Annotated in this window: 17 protein-coding genes and 2 tRNA genes; 11 read left to right on the top strand and 8 right to left on the bottom strand. The window is 51.8% G+C overall.

The genetic code is table 11. The annotated features are described in order from the left end of the window. Positions 1–4: 4 nt before the first annotated feature. From C510_RS0101060 to C510_RS0101045, 4 genes are all read left to right on the top strand, one after another. Positions 5–1,498, top strand: coding sequence for a TolC family protein (locus C510_RS0101060; protein ID WP_022340580.1), 1,494 nt, complete (start codon positions 5–7; stop codon positions 1,496–1,498). A gap of 40 nt (positions 1,499–1,538) precedes the next feature. Further along, positions 1,539–2,897 carry a sigma-54-dependent transcriptional regulator gene (locus tag C510_RS0101055; protein WP_018709480.1) on the top strand — a complete coding sequence of 453 codons (1,359 nt, stop codon included), beginning with the start codon at positions 1,539–1,541 and terminating at the stop codon, positions 2,895–2,897. Positions 2,898–2,909: 12 nt separating this feature from the next. Next, the gene (locus tag C510_RS0101050; protein ID WP_018709479.1) at positions 2,910–4,223 is read left to right on the top strand and encodes a sensor histidine kinase; all 1,314 of its coding nucleotides are present in this window, start codon (positions 2,910–2,912) and stop codon (positions 4,221–4,223) included. 107 nt (positions 4,224–4,330) lie between these two features. Further along, entirely contained in the window at positions 4,331–5,233 is a 903-nt protein-coding gene (locus C510_RS0101045; RefSeq protein ID WP_018709478.1) for a DMT family transporter, read from the top strand. A 192-nt stretch (positions 5,234–5,425) separates the two neighbouring features. On the opposite strand, the gene C510_RS0101040 is transcribed toward C510_RS0101045, so the two are convergent. The 6 genes from C510_RS0101040 to C510_RS0101015 are packed head-to-tail and all read right to left on the bottom strand — an operon-like array spanning position 5,426 to position 9,759. Beyond that, complete coding sequence (locus tag C510_RS0101040) at positions 5,426–6,439, bottom strand: FAD:protein FMN transferase (RefSeq protein WP_018709477.1); 1,014 nt, start codon at positions 6,437–6,439, stop codon at positions 5,426–5,428. Between the two features lie 13 nt (positions 6,440–6,452). Further along, the gene (locus C510_RS0101035) at positions 6,453–7,028 is read right to left on the bottom strand and encodes a manganese efflux pump MntP (RefSeq protein WP_018709476.1); all 576 of its coding nucleotides are present in this window, start codon (positions 7,026–7,028) and stop codon (positions 6,453–6,455) included. Between the two features lie 3 nt (positions 7,029–7,031). After that, entirely contained in the window at positions 7,032–7,742 is a 711-nt protein-coding gene (locus tag C510_RS0101030; RefSeq protein ID WP_022340586.1) for a DUF6048 family protein, read from the bottom strand. Beyond that, complete coding sequence (locus tag C510_RS0101025; protein ID WP_018709474.1) at positions 7,696–8,241, bottom strand: DUF6452 family protein; 546 nt, start codon at positions 8,239–8,241, stop codon at positions 7,696–7,698. Before C510_RS0101025 ends, C510_RS0101030 begins: the two co-directional genes overlap by 47 nt. A 5-nt stretch (positions 8,242–8,246) precedes the next feature. Next, complete coding sequence (locus tag C510_RS0101020; protein WP_025892124.1) at positions 8,247–9,197, bottom strand: glycosyltransferase family 2 protein; 951 nt, start codon at positions 9,195–9,197, stop codon at positions 8,247–8,249. A gap of 28 nt (positions 9,198–9,225) precedes the next feature. Continuing rightward, complete coding sequence (locus C510_RS0101015; RefSeq protein ID WP_018709472.1) at positions 9,226–9,759, bottom strand: DUF4199 domain-containing protein; 534 nt, start codon at positions 9,757–9,759, stop codon at positions 9,226–9,228. A gap of 298 nt (positions 9,760–10,057) precedes the next feature. Here C510_RS0101015 and C510_RS0101010 point away from each other — a divergent pair. From C510_RS0101010 to C510_RS0101000, 3 genes are all read left to right on the top strand, one after another. Continuing rightward, positions 10,058–10,131, top strand: a tRNA-Thr gene (locus tag C510_RS0101010). Between the two features lie 56 nt (positions 10,132–10,187). Further along, positions 10,188–10,261: transfer RNA gene (locus C510_RS0101005), tRNA-Thr, on the top strand. Between the two features lie 124 nt (positions 10,262–10,385). After that, on the top strand, positions 10,386–11,792 hold the full coding sequence (locus C510_RS0101000; protein WP_018709471.1) for an amidophosphoribosyltransferase: 1,407 nt from the start codon (positions 10,386–10,388) through the stop codon (positions 11,790–11,792). An 84-nt stretch (positions 11,793–11,876) separates the two neighbouring features. Here the strand turns inward: C510_RS0101000 and C510_RS0100995 are convergent, their stop codons facing one another. After that, a complete protein-coding gene (locus tag C510_RS0100995; RefSeq protein ID WP_026320050.1) occupies positions 11,877–13,085 on the bottom strand; it encodes a BamA/TamA family outer membrane protein in 1,209 nt (402 codons plus the stop codon). Positions 13,086–13,563: 478 nt separating this feature from the next. Continuing rightward, on the bottom strand, positions 13,564–14,520 hold the full coding sequence (locus C510_RS0100985; RefSeq protein WP_018709468.1) for an IS1595 family transposase: 957 nt from the start codon (positions 14,518–14,520) through the stop codon (positions 13,564–13,566). 563 nt (positions 14,521–15,083) lie between these two features. Between C510_RS0100985 and C510_RS0100975 the strand changes: the two genes are divergently transcribed. The 4 genes from C510_RS0100975 (at position 15,084) to gcvT (ending at position 18,687) form a co-directional block, all read left to right on the top strand. Next, positions 15,084–15,701, top strand: coding sequence for a hypothetical protein (locus C510_RS0100975; protein WP_018709466.1), 618 nt, complete (start codon positions 15,084–15,086; stop codon positions 15,699–15,701). A 21-nt stretch (positions 15,702–15,722) separates the two neighbouring features. Next, entirely contained in the window at positions 15,723–16,022 is a 300-nt protein-coding gene (locus tag C510_RS0100970; RefSeq protein WP_025892127.1) for a winged helix-turn-helix domain-containing protein, read from the top strand. A gap of 101 nt (positions 16,023–16,123) precedes the next feature. Beyond that, positions 16,124–17,353, top strand: coding sequence for a peptidase T (gene pepT / locus C510_RS0100965; RefSeq protein WP_026320049.1), 1,230 nt, complete (start codon positions 16,124–16,126; stop codon positions 17,351–17,353). A gap of 248 nt (positions 17,354–17,601) precedes the next feature. Continuing rightward, positions 17,602–18,687, top strand: a complete 1,086-nt coding sequence (gene gcvT, locus C510_RS0100960) for a glycine cleavage system aminomethyltransferase GcvT (RefSeq protein WP_018709463.1) — start codon at positions 17,602–17,604, stop codon at positions 18,685–18,687. The last annotated feature ends 262 nt before the right edge of the window (positions 18,688–18,949 follow it).

Below are 18,949 nucleotides of genomic sequence, written 5' to 3'. Positions count from 1 at the left end.
AAATATGAAACGAACGATTTTATTTCTTTGTTCTTTACTCTCTCTTAACACCGTGCTTGCGGCCGGAGCAACCGATGCTCCGGCGCGGCAACGCACCATTTCGCTGGACGAAGCCATTACCTTGGCCCGGGTACAGAGTGTGGATGCCGCCGTGGCATTGAACGAGTTGAAGACCGCTTATTGGGAATACCGTACCTTCCGGGCCGACCTGTTGCCGGAAGTGAATTTTGCGGCTACCCTGCCTTCCTATAACAAGAGTTACAATTCCTATCAGCAGGACGACGGTTCGTACACCTTCGTGCGGAACAACTACCTGCAGATGAACGGCCAGCTCTCCATCGACCAGAACATCTGGTTTACGGGAGGTACCTTGTCTCTGAATACCTCGCTCGATTTCCTCCGTCAGTTGGACGGAACGGTGGGGAACCGTTTCATGTCCGTTCCGGTGGCCCTGACCTTGAACCAGCCTATTTTCGGCGTGAATAATATCAAGTGGAACCGTCGCATCGAACCGGTGCGTTATGCCGAGGCGAAGGCGGCTTTCCTGAGTGCGACCGAAGAGGTGACCATGACCACCATCAATCATTTCTTCAACCTCCTGCTGGCACGCGAGAATGTGGCCATCGCCCGTCAGAACCTGGCCAATGCCGAGAAACTTTACGAAGTGGCGAAGGCGAAACGCCGCATGGGACAAATCAGCGAGAACGATTTGTTGCAACTGGAACTGAATGTGCTCGATGCCCGTTCTACCCTGACTTCGAACGAGAGCTCCCTGAAGAGCAGCATGTTTACCCTCCGTTCTTTTTTGGCACTCAGCGAAGACGAGGAACTGGAACCGGTGGTACCCGATTCGGTGCCCGATGTACGGCTCGACTACGACGATGTCCTCCAGAAGGCGTTGGCCAACAACTCCTTTGCCCATAACATCCGTCGCCGCCAGTTGGAGGCCGATTACGAGGTGGCGAAGGCCAAGGGGAACATGCGCGAAATCACCCTCTTCGCCCAGGTGGGCTTCACCGGTACGGACAACCGCTTTGATAGCGCCTACCGCCGCCTGAAGGACAACCAGGTGGTAGAGGTCGGGTTCAAGATTCCGATTCTGGACTGGGGCAAGCGCCGCGGACAGGTGAAGGTGGCGCAGAGCAACCGCGAAGTGACCGAGAGCAAGTTGCGTCAGGAATCCATGAACTTCAACCAGAACATCTTTATCCTGGTGGAGCAGTTCAACAACCAGCAGACCCAGCTTCACCTGGCCGATGAGGCCGATCGCATCGCCCGGAAGCGGTACCATACCAACGTAGAGACCTTCCTCATCGGAAAGATTTCCACACTCGACCTGAACGACTCTCAGACTCAGAAGGATGAGGCACGCCGCAAGCACATCAACGAGCTTTTCTACTACTGGTATTACTACTACCAGTTGCGGAGCCTGACGCTTTGGGACTTTGCTTCCGGTACGGGAATCGATGCCGATTTTGAGAAGATTGTCAGACAATGAATCTCCGGATTCGAGGAATTATGTTTACTTTTGCAGGGTTATGATACTGATAATTGATGATGATAGTGCAATCCGTTCTTCGCTCAGCTTCATGCTCAAGCGGGCGAAGTACGATGTTCAGGCGGTTTCCGGTCCGAAGGAAGCCATCGAGACGGTCCGTTCCGTTACGCCGCAACTGATTCTGATGGATATGAACTTCAGCCTTTCCACGAACGGCGAAGAGGGGCTGGTGCTCCTCAGGCAGGTCAAGCTCTTTTGTCCGGATGTGCCGGTCATTCTCATGACGGCGTGGGGGAGTATTCCGTTGGCGGTGCAGGGGATGCAGGCCGGAGCCTTCGATTTCATTACGAAGCCCTGGAACAACGCGGCCCTGATGCAACGCATCGAGACCGCCCTGGAGCTCACGGCCAAGGACAAGACGGCCGATGCGCCGGTGACTGACGATGACGGGTTCGACCGGAGCCGCATCATCGGCAAGAGCAAGGCGTTGCTGGACGTACTGGCCACGGTGAAACGGGTGGCACGTACCGGAGCGTCGGTACTGGTCACGGGCGAGAGCGGTACGGGAAAGGAACTGATAGCCGAAGCCGTCCACCTGAACAGCCCCCGCCGGAACAAGCCGTTCGTGAAGGTCAACCTGGGCGGTATCTCGCAGACCTTGTTCGAGAGCGAGATGTTCGGACATAAGAAAGGAGCGTTCACCGATGCCGTGACCGACCGCAAGGGACGTTTCGAGCTGGCGGATAAGGGGACTATCTTCCTCGATGAAATCGGCGAGCTGGACTTGTCGTGCCAGGTGAAGCTGCTCCGTGTGTTGCAGGAACAGACCTTCGAGCCGTTGGGCGAAAGCCGTCCGCGGAAAGTGGATGTGCGGGTGGTCTGCGCCACGAACGCCGACCTGGAGCAGATGGTGCGCGAACATACCTTCCGCGAGGACCTTTTCTATCGCATCAACCTCATTACGGTGCATCTGCCGGCCTTGCGCGAACGGCGGGAGGACATCCCCCTGCTGGCACGTCATTTTGCCGAAAGCCGTTGCCGGGCCGACGGGCTTTCTCCGGTAGAACTGACCGCCGATGCCTTGGAGTTCCTGAGCCGCCTGCCTTATCCGGGAAATATCCGCGAACTGAAGAACCTGGTGGAGCGCACGTTGCTGGTATGCGGCAAGCCGCAACTCACGGCCGACGATTTCAAGGCCCAGTATCATCCGTCCGCTCCCGGCGTGTCTGCTACGGAAAGTTTACAGGGCCTCACGCTGGAGGAACTGGAGAAACGTACCATCCTGCAGGCGCTTGAGGCTCACGGGAACAACCTTTCCCAGGTAGCCCTTTCGTTGGGAATCAGCCGGGCGGCTCTATACCGGCGTCTGGAGAAATACGGCATTTCGTTCAACGACTAATCCGAACGACCGATGAAACTGAAAACCTTGTTCTTTCTGCTGGCCCTGTTGTTGCTGGGCGCTTGGGGTATCCTGTTTTTCTTCGTCTTGAAGGAGAAAGGAACCTTGGTGTATGTGGGCGAAGCGGTCGTTACCGTCAGCCTCATCGTGCTGGTCTATTTCTACCGGAAAGTGGTCCAGCCGCTCAACAGCATCGCCAACGGGATGGACTTGCTCCGCGAACAGGATTTCAGCAGCCGTCTGGCTCCGGTCAGACAGGCCGAGGCGGACCGCATCGTCGATATGTTCAACCGCATGATGGACCAGTTGAAGAACGAACGGTTGAGGCTTCGGGAACAGAACCATTTCCTCGACTTGCTTATCAATGTTTCTCCCATGGGGGTGGTCATCCTGGATTTCGACGGAAAGATTTCCATGCTGAACGCGGCGGCCTTACGGTTTCTGGGCTATATGGCGGCCGATGAATTGGCAGGCAAAAGTTTCCAGGACCTGGATGCCCCGTTGGCCGGTGAGATAGCCCGTCTGCCCAGGGATACCGTCGAAACCATCCGCCTGAGCGATGCCATGATTTACCGTTGCTCGCGGCTCTCGTTCATCGACCGGGGATTCGCCCATCCGTTTGTCCTGATAGAAAGTCTCACCACCGAAGTGGTGAAGGCCGAGAAGAAGGCGTACGAGAAGGTCATCCGCATGATAGCCCACGAGGTGAACAATACCACCGCCGGCATCACATCGACGCTGGAGACGGTAGGCGAGGCCCTGAAGGAGATGGACGATACGGAAGACATCCAGGAAGTGATGAAGGTGTGCGTGGAGCGTTGCTACGGCATGAGCCGCTTCATCACCAACTTCGCCAATGTGGTGAAGATACCGGAACCCAGTCTGGAACAGGTGCGCCTGAACGACAGGGTGACCGCCTGCCGGATGTTCATGGAGACGGTGTGTCGGGACCGTCGGATTACTTTCCATAACGAGCTTTGTCCCGAGAATCCTACGGTGCGGATAGATACCGTCCTGTTCGAGCAGGTACTGGTGAACATCATCAAGAACGCGGCGGAAAGCATCGGCGAGTGTGGCGACATCTACATCCGTACCACCGCTTCACCGGTCACACTGGAGATAGCCGATTCCGGCAAGGGTATCAGCCGCGAGGTGGAAGCCAAGCTTTTCAGCCCCTTCTTCTCCACGAAACCGAACGGGCAGGGCATCGGCCTGATTTTCATCCGCGAAGTACTCACCAAGCACGGATGCACCTTCTCCCTCCGTACCTATTCCGACGGTCTGACCCGCTTCCGCATTTCGTTTCCGCCCGTTCCGTCCCGCTGATTTCCTCCGAGTGGCCTTTCCGGAAAAAATGTGACAAGGTTCCGCGAGATATGTTTGTGCGGCACGGCTGAATTCCCTAACTTTGCAGGCTGAAAATTAATGAGACTATGTGGTTACTTTTGGCTTTCTGCTCGGCGGCGCTGCTGGGCTTCTATGACGTATTCAAGAAAAAATCGTTGGCAGGCAATGCCGTACTTCCCGTACTGGGACTGAACACCCTCTTTTCCAGTCTGATATTCCTACCGTTCATCCTCATTTCCCATTTCCGTCCGGAGTGGTTGCAACAGACCATCTTCTTCGTGCCCGATGCCGGGTGGGAGGTACACCGGTACATTCTTCTGAAGTCGGTCATTGTCCTTTCTTCGTGGACCTTCGGATATTTCGGTATGAAGCACCTGCCGCTCACCATCGTAGGCCCCATCAATGCTACCCGTCCGGTCATGACCTTGGTGGGAGCCTTGCTGATATTCGGCGAACGCCTGAACCTGTACCAGTGGATTGGTGTATTGCTGGCCATCGTTTCGTTTTTCCTGCTGAGCCGTTCGGGTAAGAAGGAGGGCATTGATTTCCAGCACAACCGGTGGATTTGGTTCATTGTGCTGGCTGCCCTGCTGGGAGCCGTCAGCGGGCTGTATGACAAGTACCTGATGGGACGGTTCGATAACATGGTGGTGCAGGCCTGGTACAACGTGTATCAGCTCTTCCTCATGGGCGGAGTGCTGATGTTCCTCTGGTGGCCTAAACGGAAAACCACGACTCCCTTCCATTGGGACTGGTGCATCATCCTGATTTCCGTGTTCCTCTCGGCGGCCGATTTCGTGTATTTCTATGCCTTGAGCCTGGACGGTTCCATGATTTCCATCGTGTCGATGGTGCGCCGGAGCAGCGTGTTGGTTTCTTTCCTTTTCGGTGCCATGATTTTCCGCGAGAAGAACCTCACGAGCAAAGCTATCGACCTGGTGCTCGTCCTGCTCGGTATGATTTTCCTTTACATCGGAAGCTCGCATTAATAAGTGATGACCATAAGTAGGGACGCACGGTCCGTGCGTCCTGACATCATTTCAAGTTCCGGAGACAAAAAAATGTCCGTTTGTTCGAGCGAAAACAAACGGACATTTTGATGAAAACGAACGTTCCTTTGGGTTGAAACGAACGGACGTTCTGATGAAAACGAACGGACGTTTTACTGACCGGAGAAACGGTTAGTGTTGTTGCAGGTATTGCTTCATGCCGGTGGTGTAATAGATTTCCGTATTTCCCTTATCGGTAGTATAGATGAAATACGCGTCCAGTTCCGGATGAGCGTTGCAGATTTGTTTGGCCGAATCCAGACCCAATACCATGAACGAGGTGGCGTAGGCGTCGGCGGTGGCACAATCCGGAGCTACCACGGTAGCCGAAAGGATGTTGTGCTGGATGGGATAACCGGTGCGCGGGTCGATGGTGTGGGCATATTTCTTGCCTCCCTTGTAATAGAAGTTCCGGTAGTTGCCCGAAGTGGCCAGTCCCACGTTGGTCAGTTTCAGTACGGTTTGAATTTCCTGGTTCACCGACAAGGAATCGTCTATCGGCTTGTTCACGCCGATGCTCCAGGTCTCCATCTTCGGATTCTCACCCTTCATCACCAGTTCTCCGCCGATGTCAATCATGTAGTTGCGGATGCCCTTGCTATCCAGCAGACGGGCCACACAATCCACTCCATAGCCTTTGGCGATAGCGCTGCAATCCAGCATCAGACGCGGGTCTTTCTTGACAACCTTGCCGTCTATCAGCTCTACCTTGTCGATGCCGACAAACTGATGCAGGCTGTCTATCATGATGGAATCCACCTGTGCCGCGTTCTTGAAACCGAATCCCCAGGCGTTCACCAGCGGAGCTACCGTGATGTCGAAGGCGCCGTGAGTCTCTTGGGAAATCTGTTTGGCCAGCAGGAAGACCTCCGTAAAGAGCGAATCGGCGGTCAGGTCTGTATTTTCGTTGATGTGGGTGATGACCGAAGCCTTGTTGAACGGAGAAAGCGAGTTGTCCACCTTCTTCAGTTCCGCTTCGATTTCATCTTTCAGGTTTTCTTCCGACTGGTACGTAATCTTGTAGATGGTTCCGAACACGAACCCCTGGTCGGTCTGGTAGGGCGCCTGTTTCCGCAGAATCAGTACGGTACCTACAATCAGTACCACGAGGAACGGGAGCTGCCATCTGAGTTGTTTGTTTGCCATATACAAATTAGAATTAAACGTTTGTAAATAAATGCTCTATCAGTATCTTCACACCGATGCCGATAAGGACCAGTCCGCCGAAGAGTTCCATCCGCAGGTGAAATCTTTTACCGCAGAATACCCCGATAAGGCTTCCGATGATGGAAATCACGAACGAGGCGATACCGATGGCGGTAAGCGGGAAAGCCAGCGAATCCAGGCTCCGGTAACCGGTAAAGGCGAATGAGATACCCACGGCCAGAGCATCGATACTGGTGGCCACGGCCAGGGTGAGAATCACCTTCAGGCGGGTAGGGTCGAAGCTGCTTTCTTCTTCGTTCTTGAAATGTTCGCGGATCATCCGAATCCCTAAAAAGGCCAGCAGGCCGAAAGCTATCCAATGGTCGTAAGATTCTATCAGCTTGCTGAAACGGCTGGCTCCCAGCCATCCGATGAACGGCATCATAGCTTGGAAAAGACCGAAGAAGAAACCCATCTTCAGGAAAGTACCCCATCGTATCCGGTGGAGGATGATACCGCTGGTGACGGACACGGTGAAGCAATCGATGGCCAGACTGACGGCCAATAACCAGATTTCGAATGCACTCATGGGTTAGAACGGCAGGTTATAGATGAGGTTGTACGTAAAGTTGAAGCTGGTCTCGCCGTTCTTTCCGAATCCGGGGACGTACCAGGCCTCGGCATTCTCATTGGCGGTGATGCTGAGCCGTCTCTTGTAGCGCACACTCCAGCCCATGCAGAACCCTTTGTAGATTCTGGCCTTCATGCCGCAGACGATTTCCACCCATCCGGCCTTGCTCTTCTGTCCCGGATAGTCGAAGGGGACGGTAACGAGGCCTCCGTAGTTCGGGTCCTGCATGGCAGGGCCTTTCACGTCGTAGGTGAACGAGGTGAATCCGTAGCGGATACCTACCAGCAGCCAGCCCGGCAGGTGGGGTTTCTTGTACAGGGCGTTGATGTCCAGACCTACCCGGAAGTACGGGGCCGAGGTCTTGTAGGACAGTTCGGTGTCTTCGTTGAAGGAGTCCGTTTTTCCGTAGCCGATTTCTACCGTCGGGAAAAACATGTTCTTCAGGTTGCTCTGCACCTGGACTTCCGAATTGAGGATGTCGCTTCCCAGCAGGTGGCTGATGGGACCAGCGACCTCCACTCCGATGGCTGTCCCCTGGTAGAACGGAACCTTTTCCTTTTCCTGGATGATGGTCACCTTCTCGAATTTGGTCTGACTCCGTCCCGCTACCGGCACGAGCAGCAGACTACTCAGTAGCAGCGGTAAAATATAGTTTGAAATTCTCTTTCTCATTGTTGTCGATATTCGGGTTAGTGATGACGATGGAGTCCATCATGCGTATCTGGTCGGCAGTGACGCCGGTCACCTCGTAGAACATCATGGTTCCGCAATCCAGGTTCATGAAGTAAGGGATGTTCCGGTGATGGATGGTGAACTGGTCCTTGTACGTGTTGTTGTATACGAGGGTGATGATGGTTTCGTCGTCGTAGCTCAACGGGATGCTGAGGGTACTCACATTGGTCTCCCGGTTGACAAGGGTGTCACTGATGAGGGAATCGTGTACGACGACTTCCTTCAGGGTACCGTCGGCCAATGTGTCGTAGCGGGTCACATCGGCCTTGATTTGTCCGATGACGCTGAGGGTATCCAGGTAGCTGATGGCTTGTCCGTACTGGTTCACCAGCTGGAACTTGGCAAACGACAGGGCGTTGGGTGGACATTCCTCTACCTCACAGGCCGGGATGCAGAGGAAGGCCAGCAGGATGCATACGATAACCGGTAGTTTCTTCATACGTATTACAGTTCTTTCTCGATTTGGTATTTGTTACGCTCGCTGGAGTTGCGGGCAATCAGTTCGCCCAGGAAGCCTGCCAGGAAAAGCTGGGTTCCGATAATCATGGTGGTCAGCGCCAGGTAGAAGTACGGGTTTTCCGTAACCAGGCGGTAGGGATTGCCGCAATACATGTCATAGAGCTTGGTGGCACCTACGACGATGACCGAAATGAATCCGAGGATGAACATGATGGAGCCCAGGAAACCGAAGATGTGCATCGGTTTTACGCCGAAGGTGGACAGGAACCAGAGGCTCAGCAGATCCAGGTAACCGTTCACGAAGCGGTTCAGGCCGAATTTGGTCTTTCCGTACTTGCGTGCCTGGTGGTGTACCACCTTCTCGGCTATCCGGGTGAATCCGGCGTTCTTGGCCAGGTAGGGGATGTACCGGTGCATCTCACCGTACACCTCGATGTTCTTCACCACATCGCGGCGGTAGGCTTTCAGCCCGCAATTGAAGTCGTGCAGGTTATGGATGCCCGATACGGCACGTGCCGTGGCGTTGAAGAGTTTGGTCGGGATGGTCTTCGAAAGCGGGTCGTAGCGTTTCTGCTTCCATCCGGAAACCAGGTCGTATCCGTCTTGGGTAATCATCCGGTACAGTTCCGGAATCTCGTCGGGGCTGTCCTGCAGGTCGGCGTCCATGGTGATGACCACATCGCCCTGTGCCTTCTCGAATCCGCAATAGAGTGCCGGCGATTTCCCGTAGTTGCGGCGGAACTTGATGCCTTTCACCTGTTCGTGTTTCCGGCTCAGTTCCTCGATGACGTTCCAGGAGCCGTCGGTACTTCCGTCGTTCACGAAAATCACTTCATAGCTGAAGCCGTTGGCATTCATCACTCGTTCAATCCATGCGTAGAGTTCCGGCAGGGATTCTTCCTCATTATATAAAGGTATTACAACAGATATATCCATAATGCTAATAAAAAAATCAAAGTCAAAATCATTGGCGCTTTCTCCGCATCACCAGCAGGGCGGTAGGCAGTGCCAGCAGTGTCCCGTACAGGAAGTTCTGCGAAATCAGCTGGAAGGTCAGCTGGATGGGGGAAAGCGAAGAAATCAGGCTGAACCCCTCGATGAACTGGTCGATGCTTTCCCTCAGCTCTTCCGTAGCGGCGGGTTTCATGGCTTCCAGCTGGCCGATGTAGCTGTCTATCAGGAATCCGTTGTCGATGTAGCGGAAATAGATGTAATGCGCCACGGCGGCCAGCAGGGCTGCAAACAGGTACATCAGTACCGTAAAGGCGAACGCGCGCGAGAACGTGATGCTTCCTCCGCAATAGCGGTTGCGGAACTTGCGCGCATACAGGTATCCCAGTATCGGAACAAAGAAGGTGAGCAACACGAACAGGAGTTGCAGGAGCGGGATGGTGAATCCTAACGGGAGGAAAGTGAACTTGATAATCCAGAATATTCCCATGAGGGTTCCGAAATACATGGCGGTCTGTTGCAGACTGATTGGTTGGTTCTGTGTCATGTGCGGTGGTTTAATTTATGCATGCAAAAGTACGTTTTTTCGCTCGTTGTAGGAATGAAAAACCCGAAAAAAACGTGTTTCCGGTGAAAAAACAGCATTTTTTTTGCGGAAGGTATTGCAGATTCAAAAGAAATGTCTACCTTTGCACCCGCAATCGAGAAACAAGCGCAAGTTTGGTATCTCGGAAGCAAAAGACACGGGTAAGTCCCATACGGCCAGCTCCCTTCGAATCCTCCAGGGCTTGATCGCAGCAAAGGTAGTTGGTTGTAGCGGCGCGATATGGTCAGCTTACCCACCCGCCTCTTTAGCTCAGTTGGCCAGAGCACGTGATTTGTAATCTCGGGGTCGTTGGTTCGAATCCGACAAGAGGCTCGAAGAAACAGACGGGAGTAAGCGTCTGTGGATTCAGAAAAACTGCTTACTCGTTTGCCTCTTTAGCTCAGTTGGCCAGAGCACGTGATTTGTAATCTCGGGGTCGTTGGTTCGAATCCGACAAGAGGCTCAGCAAAGGAAGTCTTCGAAAAGAGATTTCCTTTTTTTTTGTCTTAACGCTCCGTGTTTGCGTATATTCTTCCATTTTCGTACTTTTGCAAAAATTTTCAATTTTGAACTACTAAACAAACACTATGGGAGGATTTTTCGGAACAGTCTCTCAGACTGAATGTGTGACCGATTTATTTTACGGGACAGACTATAATTCTCATTTAGGTACCAAGCGTGCCGGTATGGCTACATACGCCGAAGGCGAAGGCTTTGCGCGTACGATTCACAGCCTGGAAAGCTCTTATTTCCGGACCAAGTTTGAACCGGAGTTGAAGAAATTCAAAGGAAAGGCCGGTATCGGCGTCATCAGCGATACGGACCCTCAGCCTATCTTGATCAATTCTCATTTGGGGCATTTCGCCATTGTTACAGTCGCTAAAATCAACAACCGGGAGGAACTGGTGCAGGAGCTGCTCGAAGCCAACATGCACTTCTCGGAAATGAGCATGGGGAAGACCAATCAGACGGAACTCATCGCTTTGCTGATTATCCAGGGAAAGACTTTTGTGGAAGGTATCGAGCACGTGTTCAAGAAAATTAAAGGTTCTTGCTCCATGCTGATTCTGACCGAAGACGGCATCATCGTGGCGCGCGACCAGTGGGGACGTACGCCGATTGTCATCGGTAAGAAGGACGGGGCCTACGCGGCTACCAGCGAATCGAGCAGCTTCCCGAACCTGGACTATAAGATTGACCGTTTCGTAGGTCCGGGAGAAATCATCCGGATGCGTGCCGACGGACTGGAACAGCTCCGCAAGCCGAACGACAAGATGCAGATCTGTTCATTCCTGTGGGTGTATTACGGTTTCCCTGCCTCCTGTTACGAAGGCAAGAACGTGGAAGAGGTGCGTTTCGCTTCGGGATACAAGATGGGACAGACCGATGAGTCGGAAGTGGATTGCGCCTGCGGTATTCCGGATTCCGGCGTAGGAATGGCATTGGGGTATGCCGAGGGGAAAGGGGTGCCTTATCACCGTGCCATCGCCAAGTATACACCGACCTGGCCCCGTAGCTTCACACCGAGCGACCAGAGCATGCGCTCGCTGGTGGCTAAGATGAAGCTGATTCCGAACCGGGCCATGCTGGAAGGCAAACGTCTGTTGTTCTGCGATGACTCCATCGTACGTGGAACCCAGTTGCGCGACAATGTGAAGGTGCTTTATGAGTATGGCGTGAAGGAGGTACACATGCGTATCGCTTGTCCGCCGCTGATTTACGGTTGTCCGTTCATCGGTTTCACCTCCTCGAAGAGCGATATGGAACTCATCACCCGCCGCATCATCCAGGAGATAGAAGGCGACGCGAACGCCAAGCTGGATAAATACGCTACGACTGATTCTCCGGAATACAAGGAACTGGTGGAACGTATCCGCAAGCAGTTCGGTCTGACTTCGTTGAAGTTCAATACCCTGGAGACACTGGTCGAGGCCATCGGTCTGCCGAAGTGCAAGGTCTGCACCCATTGCTTCGACGGTTCCAGCTGTTTCTGATAGGCAAAATAAAATCCTTTGCTTGGGTTGGTCCGGGCAAAGGATTTCAGATATAAATTGGGGAGGGGCTTTCTGGTCGGTGTATCAGAAAGCCTCTGTCATATTCAGGTAGAACAGGTTCTGCTTGTTGATGAAATTCCGGCCGAAGTCCAGGCGGACGTTCATACGGGGTTGTACTTCGATGCGCAGACCGAGACCGGCATTCGGCAATACACCTTCGATGTGTACCGGGTCGGGACCCATGAATCCCACGCCTCCCCATGCTACGTAGCCCAGGTGAGAGATAACCCGTTTGAACCACGTGTCACGGCTGTTGTTGAACATCTGCCGGTATTCCACCAGGGCCATGTGCGAGGTCTTGTCGCGGTATTGTCCCATGTAATAGCCGCGCAGGTCGAACGGTGTTCCGCTCAGGACGTATTTGTTCAACGGGATGTTGTCTCCGAATACATTCTTGCTCTGGATGGTCCAGGCGAGGACTTTCCGTTTCCCTACGGTCTTGAATTGGCGGTAGTCCAGTTCCAGTCTGTAGAAGTTGTTGTCACCGCCCAGCCATTTCTGGTACATCAGCCCGCGGAAATCCAGGTAAAGCCCCTTGTACGGGTTGGCCGGAATGTCCCGGGTGTCGTAGCTCAGCAGGAATCCCACTCCGGAACTGAAGTTGCTGTAGCCGTTTTCTGTTCCTCCGGCGGCGATGTAGTAAGGGTCTTTGGTAATCCCTTCGGCCACGTCTTTCATCTTGTCGTAGTTCAAGTCTACTTGGGGGCCTAAGAAGAAGTTGCTTTCACCCAGACGGAACAGGAACCAGGGATTGACCTGTATGCCGCTGTATTGGTACTGGCTGGTCGTTTCGCTCCGCACATAGTCCTTGTTGGTCTCATAGCCTACGCCGTAATAGTTCTCTTGGGTGTTCTTGTAAGTGAATTGTCCGAAGATACGGAACTTGTCGTTTCTGAAGAACAGCTGAGGTTTCACTACCACGTTCAGCCCTCCCGAAAACATGAAAGCCATGGAAGCCGGTACTACCGAACGCATCATGGTGGTGTCCTTCGGGTCCATCCGGAAAGTCATCAGGGCACTACCGCCTATCAGTACGCCGAAGTCCGGCGAATAGCTGGGGCCTCCCAGGATGTTGTAGTGAAAATTACGCTTGGCAACTTTCTGCTTGTGAAGCTCTTTCTTGGTGAGCGGGCGTTCGGCGACAGAAGCCGTATCAAGTGTTGTCTTGTCAGTCTGTGAGAAACCGGCCAGCACGGTTAAACACATGAGGAATGATAAAATAATTTTTCTCATGAATGTCTGTTTCATAATGGGTTAAGGATTCATCTCCTTAAAAACGTCTGCAAAGGTACGAAAGTTTTTCTGTTGTCCCTCAAGATTTCCGTTCTTTACTCCTGTTTGGAGTGTTAAAAACCAGTTGCTTGGGTATGTTTTTCCGGAAATGTCGCTCGCTGCCGGCCGTGGAAGGTGCGGGTTTCTGCCAGGGCGTACAGTTGGAACAGCCGGAAGAGGGGTCAGAACTTCGGCGGTATGAAGTGCATGTTTCGTTTCGGGTTTAGTCGGTCAGTCAGTTCAGTTGTTCGGTTAACGCTCATGTGTTCAGGTTTTTTGCGGGGGGGGGGTACGTTCTGTATTTTTTAATCTGTTCCGGCTGTTTTTAAAACCGTCGGAAAAAATTTTGTATTACAAAGATAAGGGATGTTATCTATAATACCAAAAATCAGGTGTCGTTTACGAGTGGAAATATGTTAAAAATAAAAATTATTTATGATTATCCGCATGTTGTCCGTCTGTATGTTCTTGACTTGAAATCGGTGTTGTAGCTGATGGCAGCCAAGACGACCCTGTCGAAGAGCTTCTCTCCGAAATACCTTCTGTTGAACTTGTAGCAGAATTCGTTGAGGTAATACTGTAGATACTCATGCTTGATCCTGTGGTGCATATCCAGAAGCAATCTCTTGGCATTGCTGATGGCGATATGTACCCACGGCAGTATCTTCTCCACGTTCTTCTTGTCCGAAATCACCGTCTGGTGTTTCTGTACATGTTCTCCGAGCTTATGGTAGGAGGTGGAATCATCAGTGGTCAGTTCGACGGACGGTTCAAGGTGTTTCTTCGCAACATCGGTAACTGTCTGTGTTTTCAGGTCTGGAATGACCTGCATCTTCAGATGTCCTACCACTTTGGAAGGCTTTCCTTTCCTGGGATGTCTCTGCGAAGGGGCACTTTCCACCATGACCACCACTTTGGACTTCTTCTGACTGCCACGTCCCCTTTTTAAGGGGGTATCCTTCTCCTCTTCGGGACGTTCCGTGGTAAAGAAGCCGTCGTCAAGCTCGACCTGTCCGTCCAGGGAGTACTGTGCGTCACGTTTACCCATGACGTCACGAAGCTTGCAGACCATCTCCCAGACAGGCTGGTATCGTTTATGCCCCAGCTGACGACGGATTTCCTCTGTGGAAAAGGATTTCTTGGTGCTAATCAGCAGGAACATGGTGGCAATCCAGTAGCGGAACGGAAGTTTGCTGTTCTGCATGACAGTACCTGAACGTAAGGACTGACGGCTGTGGCAGTTCCGACACTCGAAACAACGTTTGTGAGCATCCCAACGGTGTTCGGTGCAACCGCAATGCTTGCATACGACTCCGCGGCGTTCCCGTTGTTCTTTCAGATAGGTCACACAGGATTCCTCATCTGCGAAATTACTCATGAAATTCAGAAGATTCATAATGGTAGGTTTTAATGTTTCATGGTATAAATATACTGAATTTCAACGATATATAAAAATATTTCACATGGTATATTTACAGTCTGAATGTTAAAATTTAACGGACAATATACGGATAATCATTAATTATTTTTTGTCATGCGTAAGGGGAGAGGAGAAAATATTCTCCACTTGTTAATGATTTTTCACATTTTAGCGATGTGTGGTTTTGGCCCTGAGAAACAGGCTGTTATCTTTTCATTGTAAGATTCAGAACAGAATGGTCGTAGTTGAAACGATTGGATTTGCCTTTTTAGTTTGCGATATAAACTTTTTTATTATATTTGCATCATATTGGAAAGGAGATGATAACCTCTTGCTTTTCAGGATGTAAGTCTGATTTTTCTCTTTGGAAAGACGCATGGCGGGGATGCGGCTGGAAAGAAGAGTGGAAGGCTTTCATCCGAAAAAACGAAGAGGGGGATGAAGGACAGGTACCCTTTGGAAATGTTGGCGGGCAAAGGAGAAATTTCCTTTTATTTTCCTTCTTGGAGTTTATGATGTAAACTTTTAGCAGACGTACTATGGAAGAAAAAACACTGAATCAGAACGAAAGTCTGGAACTGATAACCCGGATAATGTCCGAAAACCGTGCCCGTTTGAGCTGTAAAAACAGCGATATTTTGTGGATGACGGGGGTAGCTTTGGTCTTGATTTGTATCGGCATGCTGGTAGCAAGGAGGTATTTGGCCGATTCCCAAGTGATGTGGTTTACGTTTCTGATGCCGGTATCGGCTTGGTTGATAGCTCTCCGGTACCGGGAAAAGCGGGTCAAGACCTTCCTCGATGAGATGTTTCATGCGGCTTGGATGTATATGTGGCTGTTTCCGGCTCTGCTCTCGGGAGTCTATCTCTTTTCAAACGAAGGGAATTACAACGTGGTGTTTCTGATATATCTTGCCTCTTTGTTTGTCGGACTTGTCATCATACTGGAGGTACTGTTGAAGTTGCGTTACGCGTCTTCCTGCCTGATAGGAGGCTGTTCCATGGCTTACCTGTATGTGACTTCGATGAACGGTTCAATAGGGTATGGAATCCTTTCTTTCATCCTGTTTTGTCTGATTGGCCTGGTGTTGGCCGGGTGTGCCATGCAGTGGCAGGTGAGACATCGCATCAAGAATCCGGTTACTTCGGTCAAATGATGAAAAACAGGGTGTATGCCTATGTTCCGTCCGCTGAATCCGTTGTTGCACTCCCAGTTGAGGTTGGCCGTGATGTCCATCCTCATGTCGGTGGCGGAAGCCGATTTCGTGTACTTGAAAGAGAAGACGGCATCGACTGCGGGCAACCTGTCCGTGCAGTTGGATAAGTTGCTGACGGCAGGGTATATCACCATGAAGCGTGTCAATGCCGGGCGGAACCAACGGACAACCTTTCGCATCACCTCCCGGGGGCAGGAAGCCTTCGAGGAATATGTGGAGGCCCTCAAGGATTATATCCGGGCTGGCGAGGCGGGAACGTAAATCAACCTTTTGTTATACGAAAAAATGATAATCTGTTTGGCTGTTTGTAACCCTTTTGCTACTTTTACATGTAAGAAATCATTAAATTCAGAAAGAGGATTATGACAGTAATTGAACGCTTTTTAAAGTATGTGAGTTTTGATACACAATCTGACGAGTCGACAGAGGTTACTCCGAGTACGCCCAAACAGATGGTGTTTGCACAATATCTGAAAACGGAACTGGAGGCTTTGGGGCTGGAAGAGATAACCCTGGACGAACACGGCTATCTGTTTGCCACCTTGCCTTCCAATGTAGAGTGGGAAGTACCTACCATCGGTTTCATAGCCCACATGGATACCAGTCCGGACATGAGCGGTGAGAATGTGAAGCCGCGGATTGTTGAGAAATACGACGGGAAGGACATTCCGTTGTGTGCCGAAGAAGGGATTGTCCTTTCTCCGAAACAGTTCCCGGAATTGCTGGACCACGTAGGCGAGGATCTGATTGTAACGGACGGACATACCCTGCTGGGAGCCGATGACAAGGCGGGTATCGCCGAAATTATCGGTGCCGTGGCCTACCTGAAAGCGCATCCCGAGATTCCGCACGGAAGAATCCGTATCGGTTTCAATCCGGATGAAGAAATCGGTCTGGGTGCCCATAAGTTCAACGTAGAACAGTTCGGTGCCAAGTGGGCCTATACCATGGACGGTGGTGAAGTGGGTGAACTGGAGTTCGAGAACTTCAACGCAGCTTCGGCCAAGGTGCATGTGAAAGGACGCAATGTACATCCGGGATATGCCAAAAACAAGATGATCAATTCCTTGCTGGTGGCCAATGAATATGCCCGCCTGCTTCCGGCCGACGAAACTCCGGCCACTACCGAAGGATACGAAGGTTTCTTCCACCTCATCGGTATGGAAGGTGAAGTGGAGCAGACACAATTGTCTTACATCATCCGTGACCACGACCGCCAGAAATTCGAGGAACGCAAGCAGCTGATGCTGTCATGCGCCGAGCAGATGAACGAAAAGTACGGCGAAGCCATCGTGACCGTAGAATTGAAAGACCAGTATTACAACATGCGCCAGCAGGTGGAACCGTTGATGCACATCATCGACATCGCGTTTGCCGCCATGCAGGAAGCCGGGGTAGAACCGAAGGTGAAGGCTATCCGTGGCGGTACGGACGGTGCCCAGTTGTCGTTTAAGGGGCTGCCTTGTCCGAACATCTTTGCCGGCGGACTGAACTTCCACGGACGCTATGAGTTCGTTCCGATACCTTCCATCGAAAAGGCCATGATGGTAGTGGTGAAAATCGCCCAGTTGACCGCCAAACGGTATTGCTGAGTTTTAGTTAAAAGTTAAAAATTAAAAATTAAAAGTTGGAAACCTAGCTATTGGTAATAAGGCTATCAATTATATTCCGACCTTGGTTTTGAGGCGAGACAGCGGAGAAACGGCATCCTGCGCTTCCGCCGGAGGACGCTTTGCAGCCGCCTCAAAACGGAAGTCGGTGTTTTTTCTTTGTCAGCTTTTCCTTTTTGACATCAAAAGAAAAAAGCAATCATGAAAAATGAACTTTAAACCTGATAAGTATGAAAACAACCCCCTTTACCGAGAAACATATCGCTCTCGGTGCCAAAATGCATGAATTTGCCGGCTATAACATGCCGATAGAATACTCCGGTATCCTGGATGAACACCTGACGGTGTGCCATGCGGTCGGTGTCTTCGATGTCTCCCACATGGGAGAATTCTGGGTAAAAGGTCCCCATGCCCTCGAATTCATCCAGCAGGTGACTTCCAACAACGCGGCCGTGCTGGTGCCCGGTAAAGTACAGTATACCTGTTTCCCGAATGAAACGGGCGGTATCGTTGACGATTTGCTGGTCTATGATTACGGACAGGACAAATACATGCTGGTGGTGAATGCCGCCAACATCGAAAAGGACTGGAATTGGTGTGTTGCCCACAATCAGGTAGGCGCCGAACTGGAAAATTCTTCCGACCATATCGGTCAGCTGGCCGTTCAGGGACCGAAAGCCCTGGCTACCTTGCAGAAGCTGACTCCGGTCAACCTTTCCGAGATACCTTATTATGCTTTCCAGGTAGGTGAATTTGCCGGTATTCCGGAGGTCATCATTTCGAATACGGGGTATACAGGTGCGGGTGGTTTCGAATTGTATTTCTATCCGCAGGATGCCTTGAAGATATGGGACGCCATTTTCGAAGCCGGAGCGGAATTCGGTATCAAGCCTGTCGGTCTGGGTGCCCGTGATACCCTCCGTCTGGAAATGGGATTCTGCCTGTATGGAAACGACATCGACGATACGACTTCGCCGCTGGAGGCCGGACTGGGATGGATTACCAAATTCGTGGAGGGGAAGAACTTCACCAACCGGGCTGCCCTGGAAAAACAGAAGGCCGAAGGAGTCACCCGCAAGCTGGTCGGTTTCGAGATGATAGACCGGGGAATCCCGCGTCACGGCTATTCCTTGACCGATGCGGAAGGAAAGGTCATCGGGCATGTGACTTCCGGAACCATGTCGCCTGTCCGCAAAATCGGTATCGGAATGGGATATGTGGCCGTTGATTTCTCCAAGCCTGGTACGGAAATCTACCTGGATAACCGGGGGCGCCGGTTGAAGGCCCAGGTGGTGAAACCGCCGTTCCGCAAATAAACGGTTCGTCGTGGGTGCATGACGGGCAAGCCATACAGGGGCGCACAGGACGTGCGCCCTTTTCTTCTTCGACCGATGAAGATACATTGAATATTCCGATTCGTTGGGGTAGTCTTAAAGTTCGTGGATATGTCAAACGGTATTCCGGACGCACGGGCCGTGCGTCCCTACGGGTTTTTTCGAACATATTACAATACTTACAATTATCAGATTTGCCGACCGGTTCTCTTATTCCTTGTATCAGCGAAAAGATTGGTGTACC

Origin of the sequence: Phocaeicola barnesiae DSM 18169 = JCM 13652, assembly GCF_000374585.1 — a bacterium.
Taxonomy (GTDB): domain Bacteria; phylum Bacteroidota; class Bacteroidia; order Bacteroidales; family Bacteroidaceae; genus Phocaeicola; species Phocaeicola barnesiae.
This window is presented reverse-complemented; position numbering and strand designations above follow the sequence as displayed.

Excerpts from the sequence above, each read along its gene's own strand:
- C510_RS0101060 (WP_022340580.1), top strand. The coding sequence starts at position 5 with ATGAAACGAACGATTTTATTTCTTTGTTCTTTACTCTCTCTTAACACC.
- C510_RS0101015 (WP_018709472.1), bottom strand. The coding sequence starts at position 9,759 with ATGACACAGAACCAACCAATCAGTCTGCAACAGACCGCCATGTATTTC.
- C510_RS0100970 (WP_025892127.1), top strand. The coding sequence starts at position 15,723 with ATGTTCCGTCCGCTGAATCCGTTGTTGCACTCCCAGTTGAGGTTGGCC.
- C510_RS0101035 (WP_018709476.1), bottom strand. The coding sequence starts at position 7,028 with ATGAGTGCATTCGAAATCTGGTTATTGGCCGTCAGTCTGGCCATCGAT.
- C510_RS0100975 (WP_018709466.1), top strand. The coding sequence starts at position 15,084 with ATGGAAGAAAAAACACTGAATCAGAACGAAAGTCTGGAACTGATAACC.
- C510_RS0101040 (WP_018709477.1), bottom strand. The coding sequence starts at position 6,439 with ATGGCAAACAAACAACTCAGATGGCAGCTCCCGTTCCTCGTGGTACTG.
- C510_RS0101055 (WP_018709480.1), top strand. The coding sequence starts at position 1,539 with ATGATACTGATAATTGATGATGATAGTGCAATCCGTTCTTCGCTCAGC.
- gcvT (WP_018709463.1), top strand. The coding sequence starts at position 17,602 with ATGAAAACAACCCCCTTTACCGAGAAACATATCGCTCTCGGTGCCAAA.
- C510_RS0101050 (WP_018709479.1), top strand. The coding sequence starts at position 2,910 with ATGAAACTGAAAACCTTGTTCTTTCTGCTGGCCCTGTTGTTGCTGGGC.
- C510_RS0101025 (WP_018709474.1), bottom strand. The coding sequence starts at position 8,241 with ATGAAGAAACTACCGGTTATCGTATGCATCCTGCTGGCCTTCCTCTGC.
- C510_RS0101020 (WP_025892124.1), bottom strand. The coding sequence starts at position 9,197 with ATGGATATATCTGTTGTAATACCTTTATATAATGAGGAAGAATCCCTG.
- C510_RS0101045 (WP_018709478.1), top strand. The coding sequence starts at position 4,331 with ATGTGGTTACTTTTGGCTTTCTGCTCGGCGGCGCTGCTGGGCTTCTAT.
- C510_RS0101030 (WP_022340586.1), bottom strand. The coding sequence starts at position 7,742 with ATGAGAAAGAGAATTTCAAACTATATTTTACCGCTGCTACTGAGTAGT.
- C510_RS0101000 (WP_018709471.1), top strand. The coding sequence starts at position 10,386 with ATGGGAGGATTTTTCGGAACAGTCTCTCAGACTGAATGTGTGACCGAT.
- C510_RS0100995 (WP_026320050.1), bottom strand. The coding sequence starts at position 13,085 with ATGAGAAAAATTATTTTATCATTCCTCATGTGTTTAACCGTGCTGGCC.
- C510_RS0100985 (WP_018709468.1), bottom strand. The coding sequence starts at position 14,520 with ATGAATCTTCTGAATTTCATGAGTAATTTCGCAGATGAGGAATCCTGT.
- pepT (WP_026320049.1), top strand. The coding sequence starts at position 16,124 with ATGACAGTAATTGAACGCTTTTTAAAGTATGTGAGTTTTGATACACAA.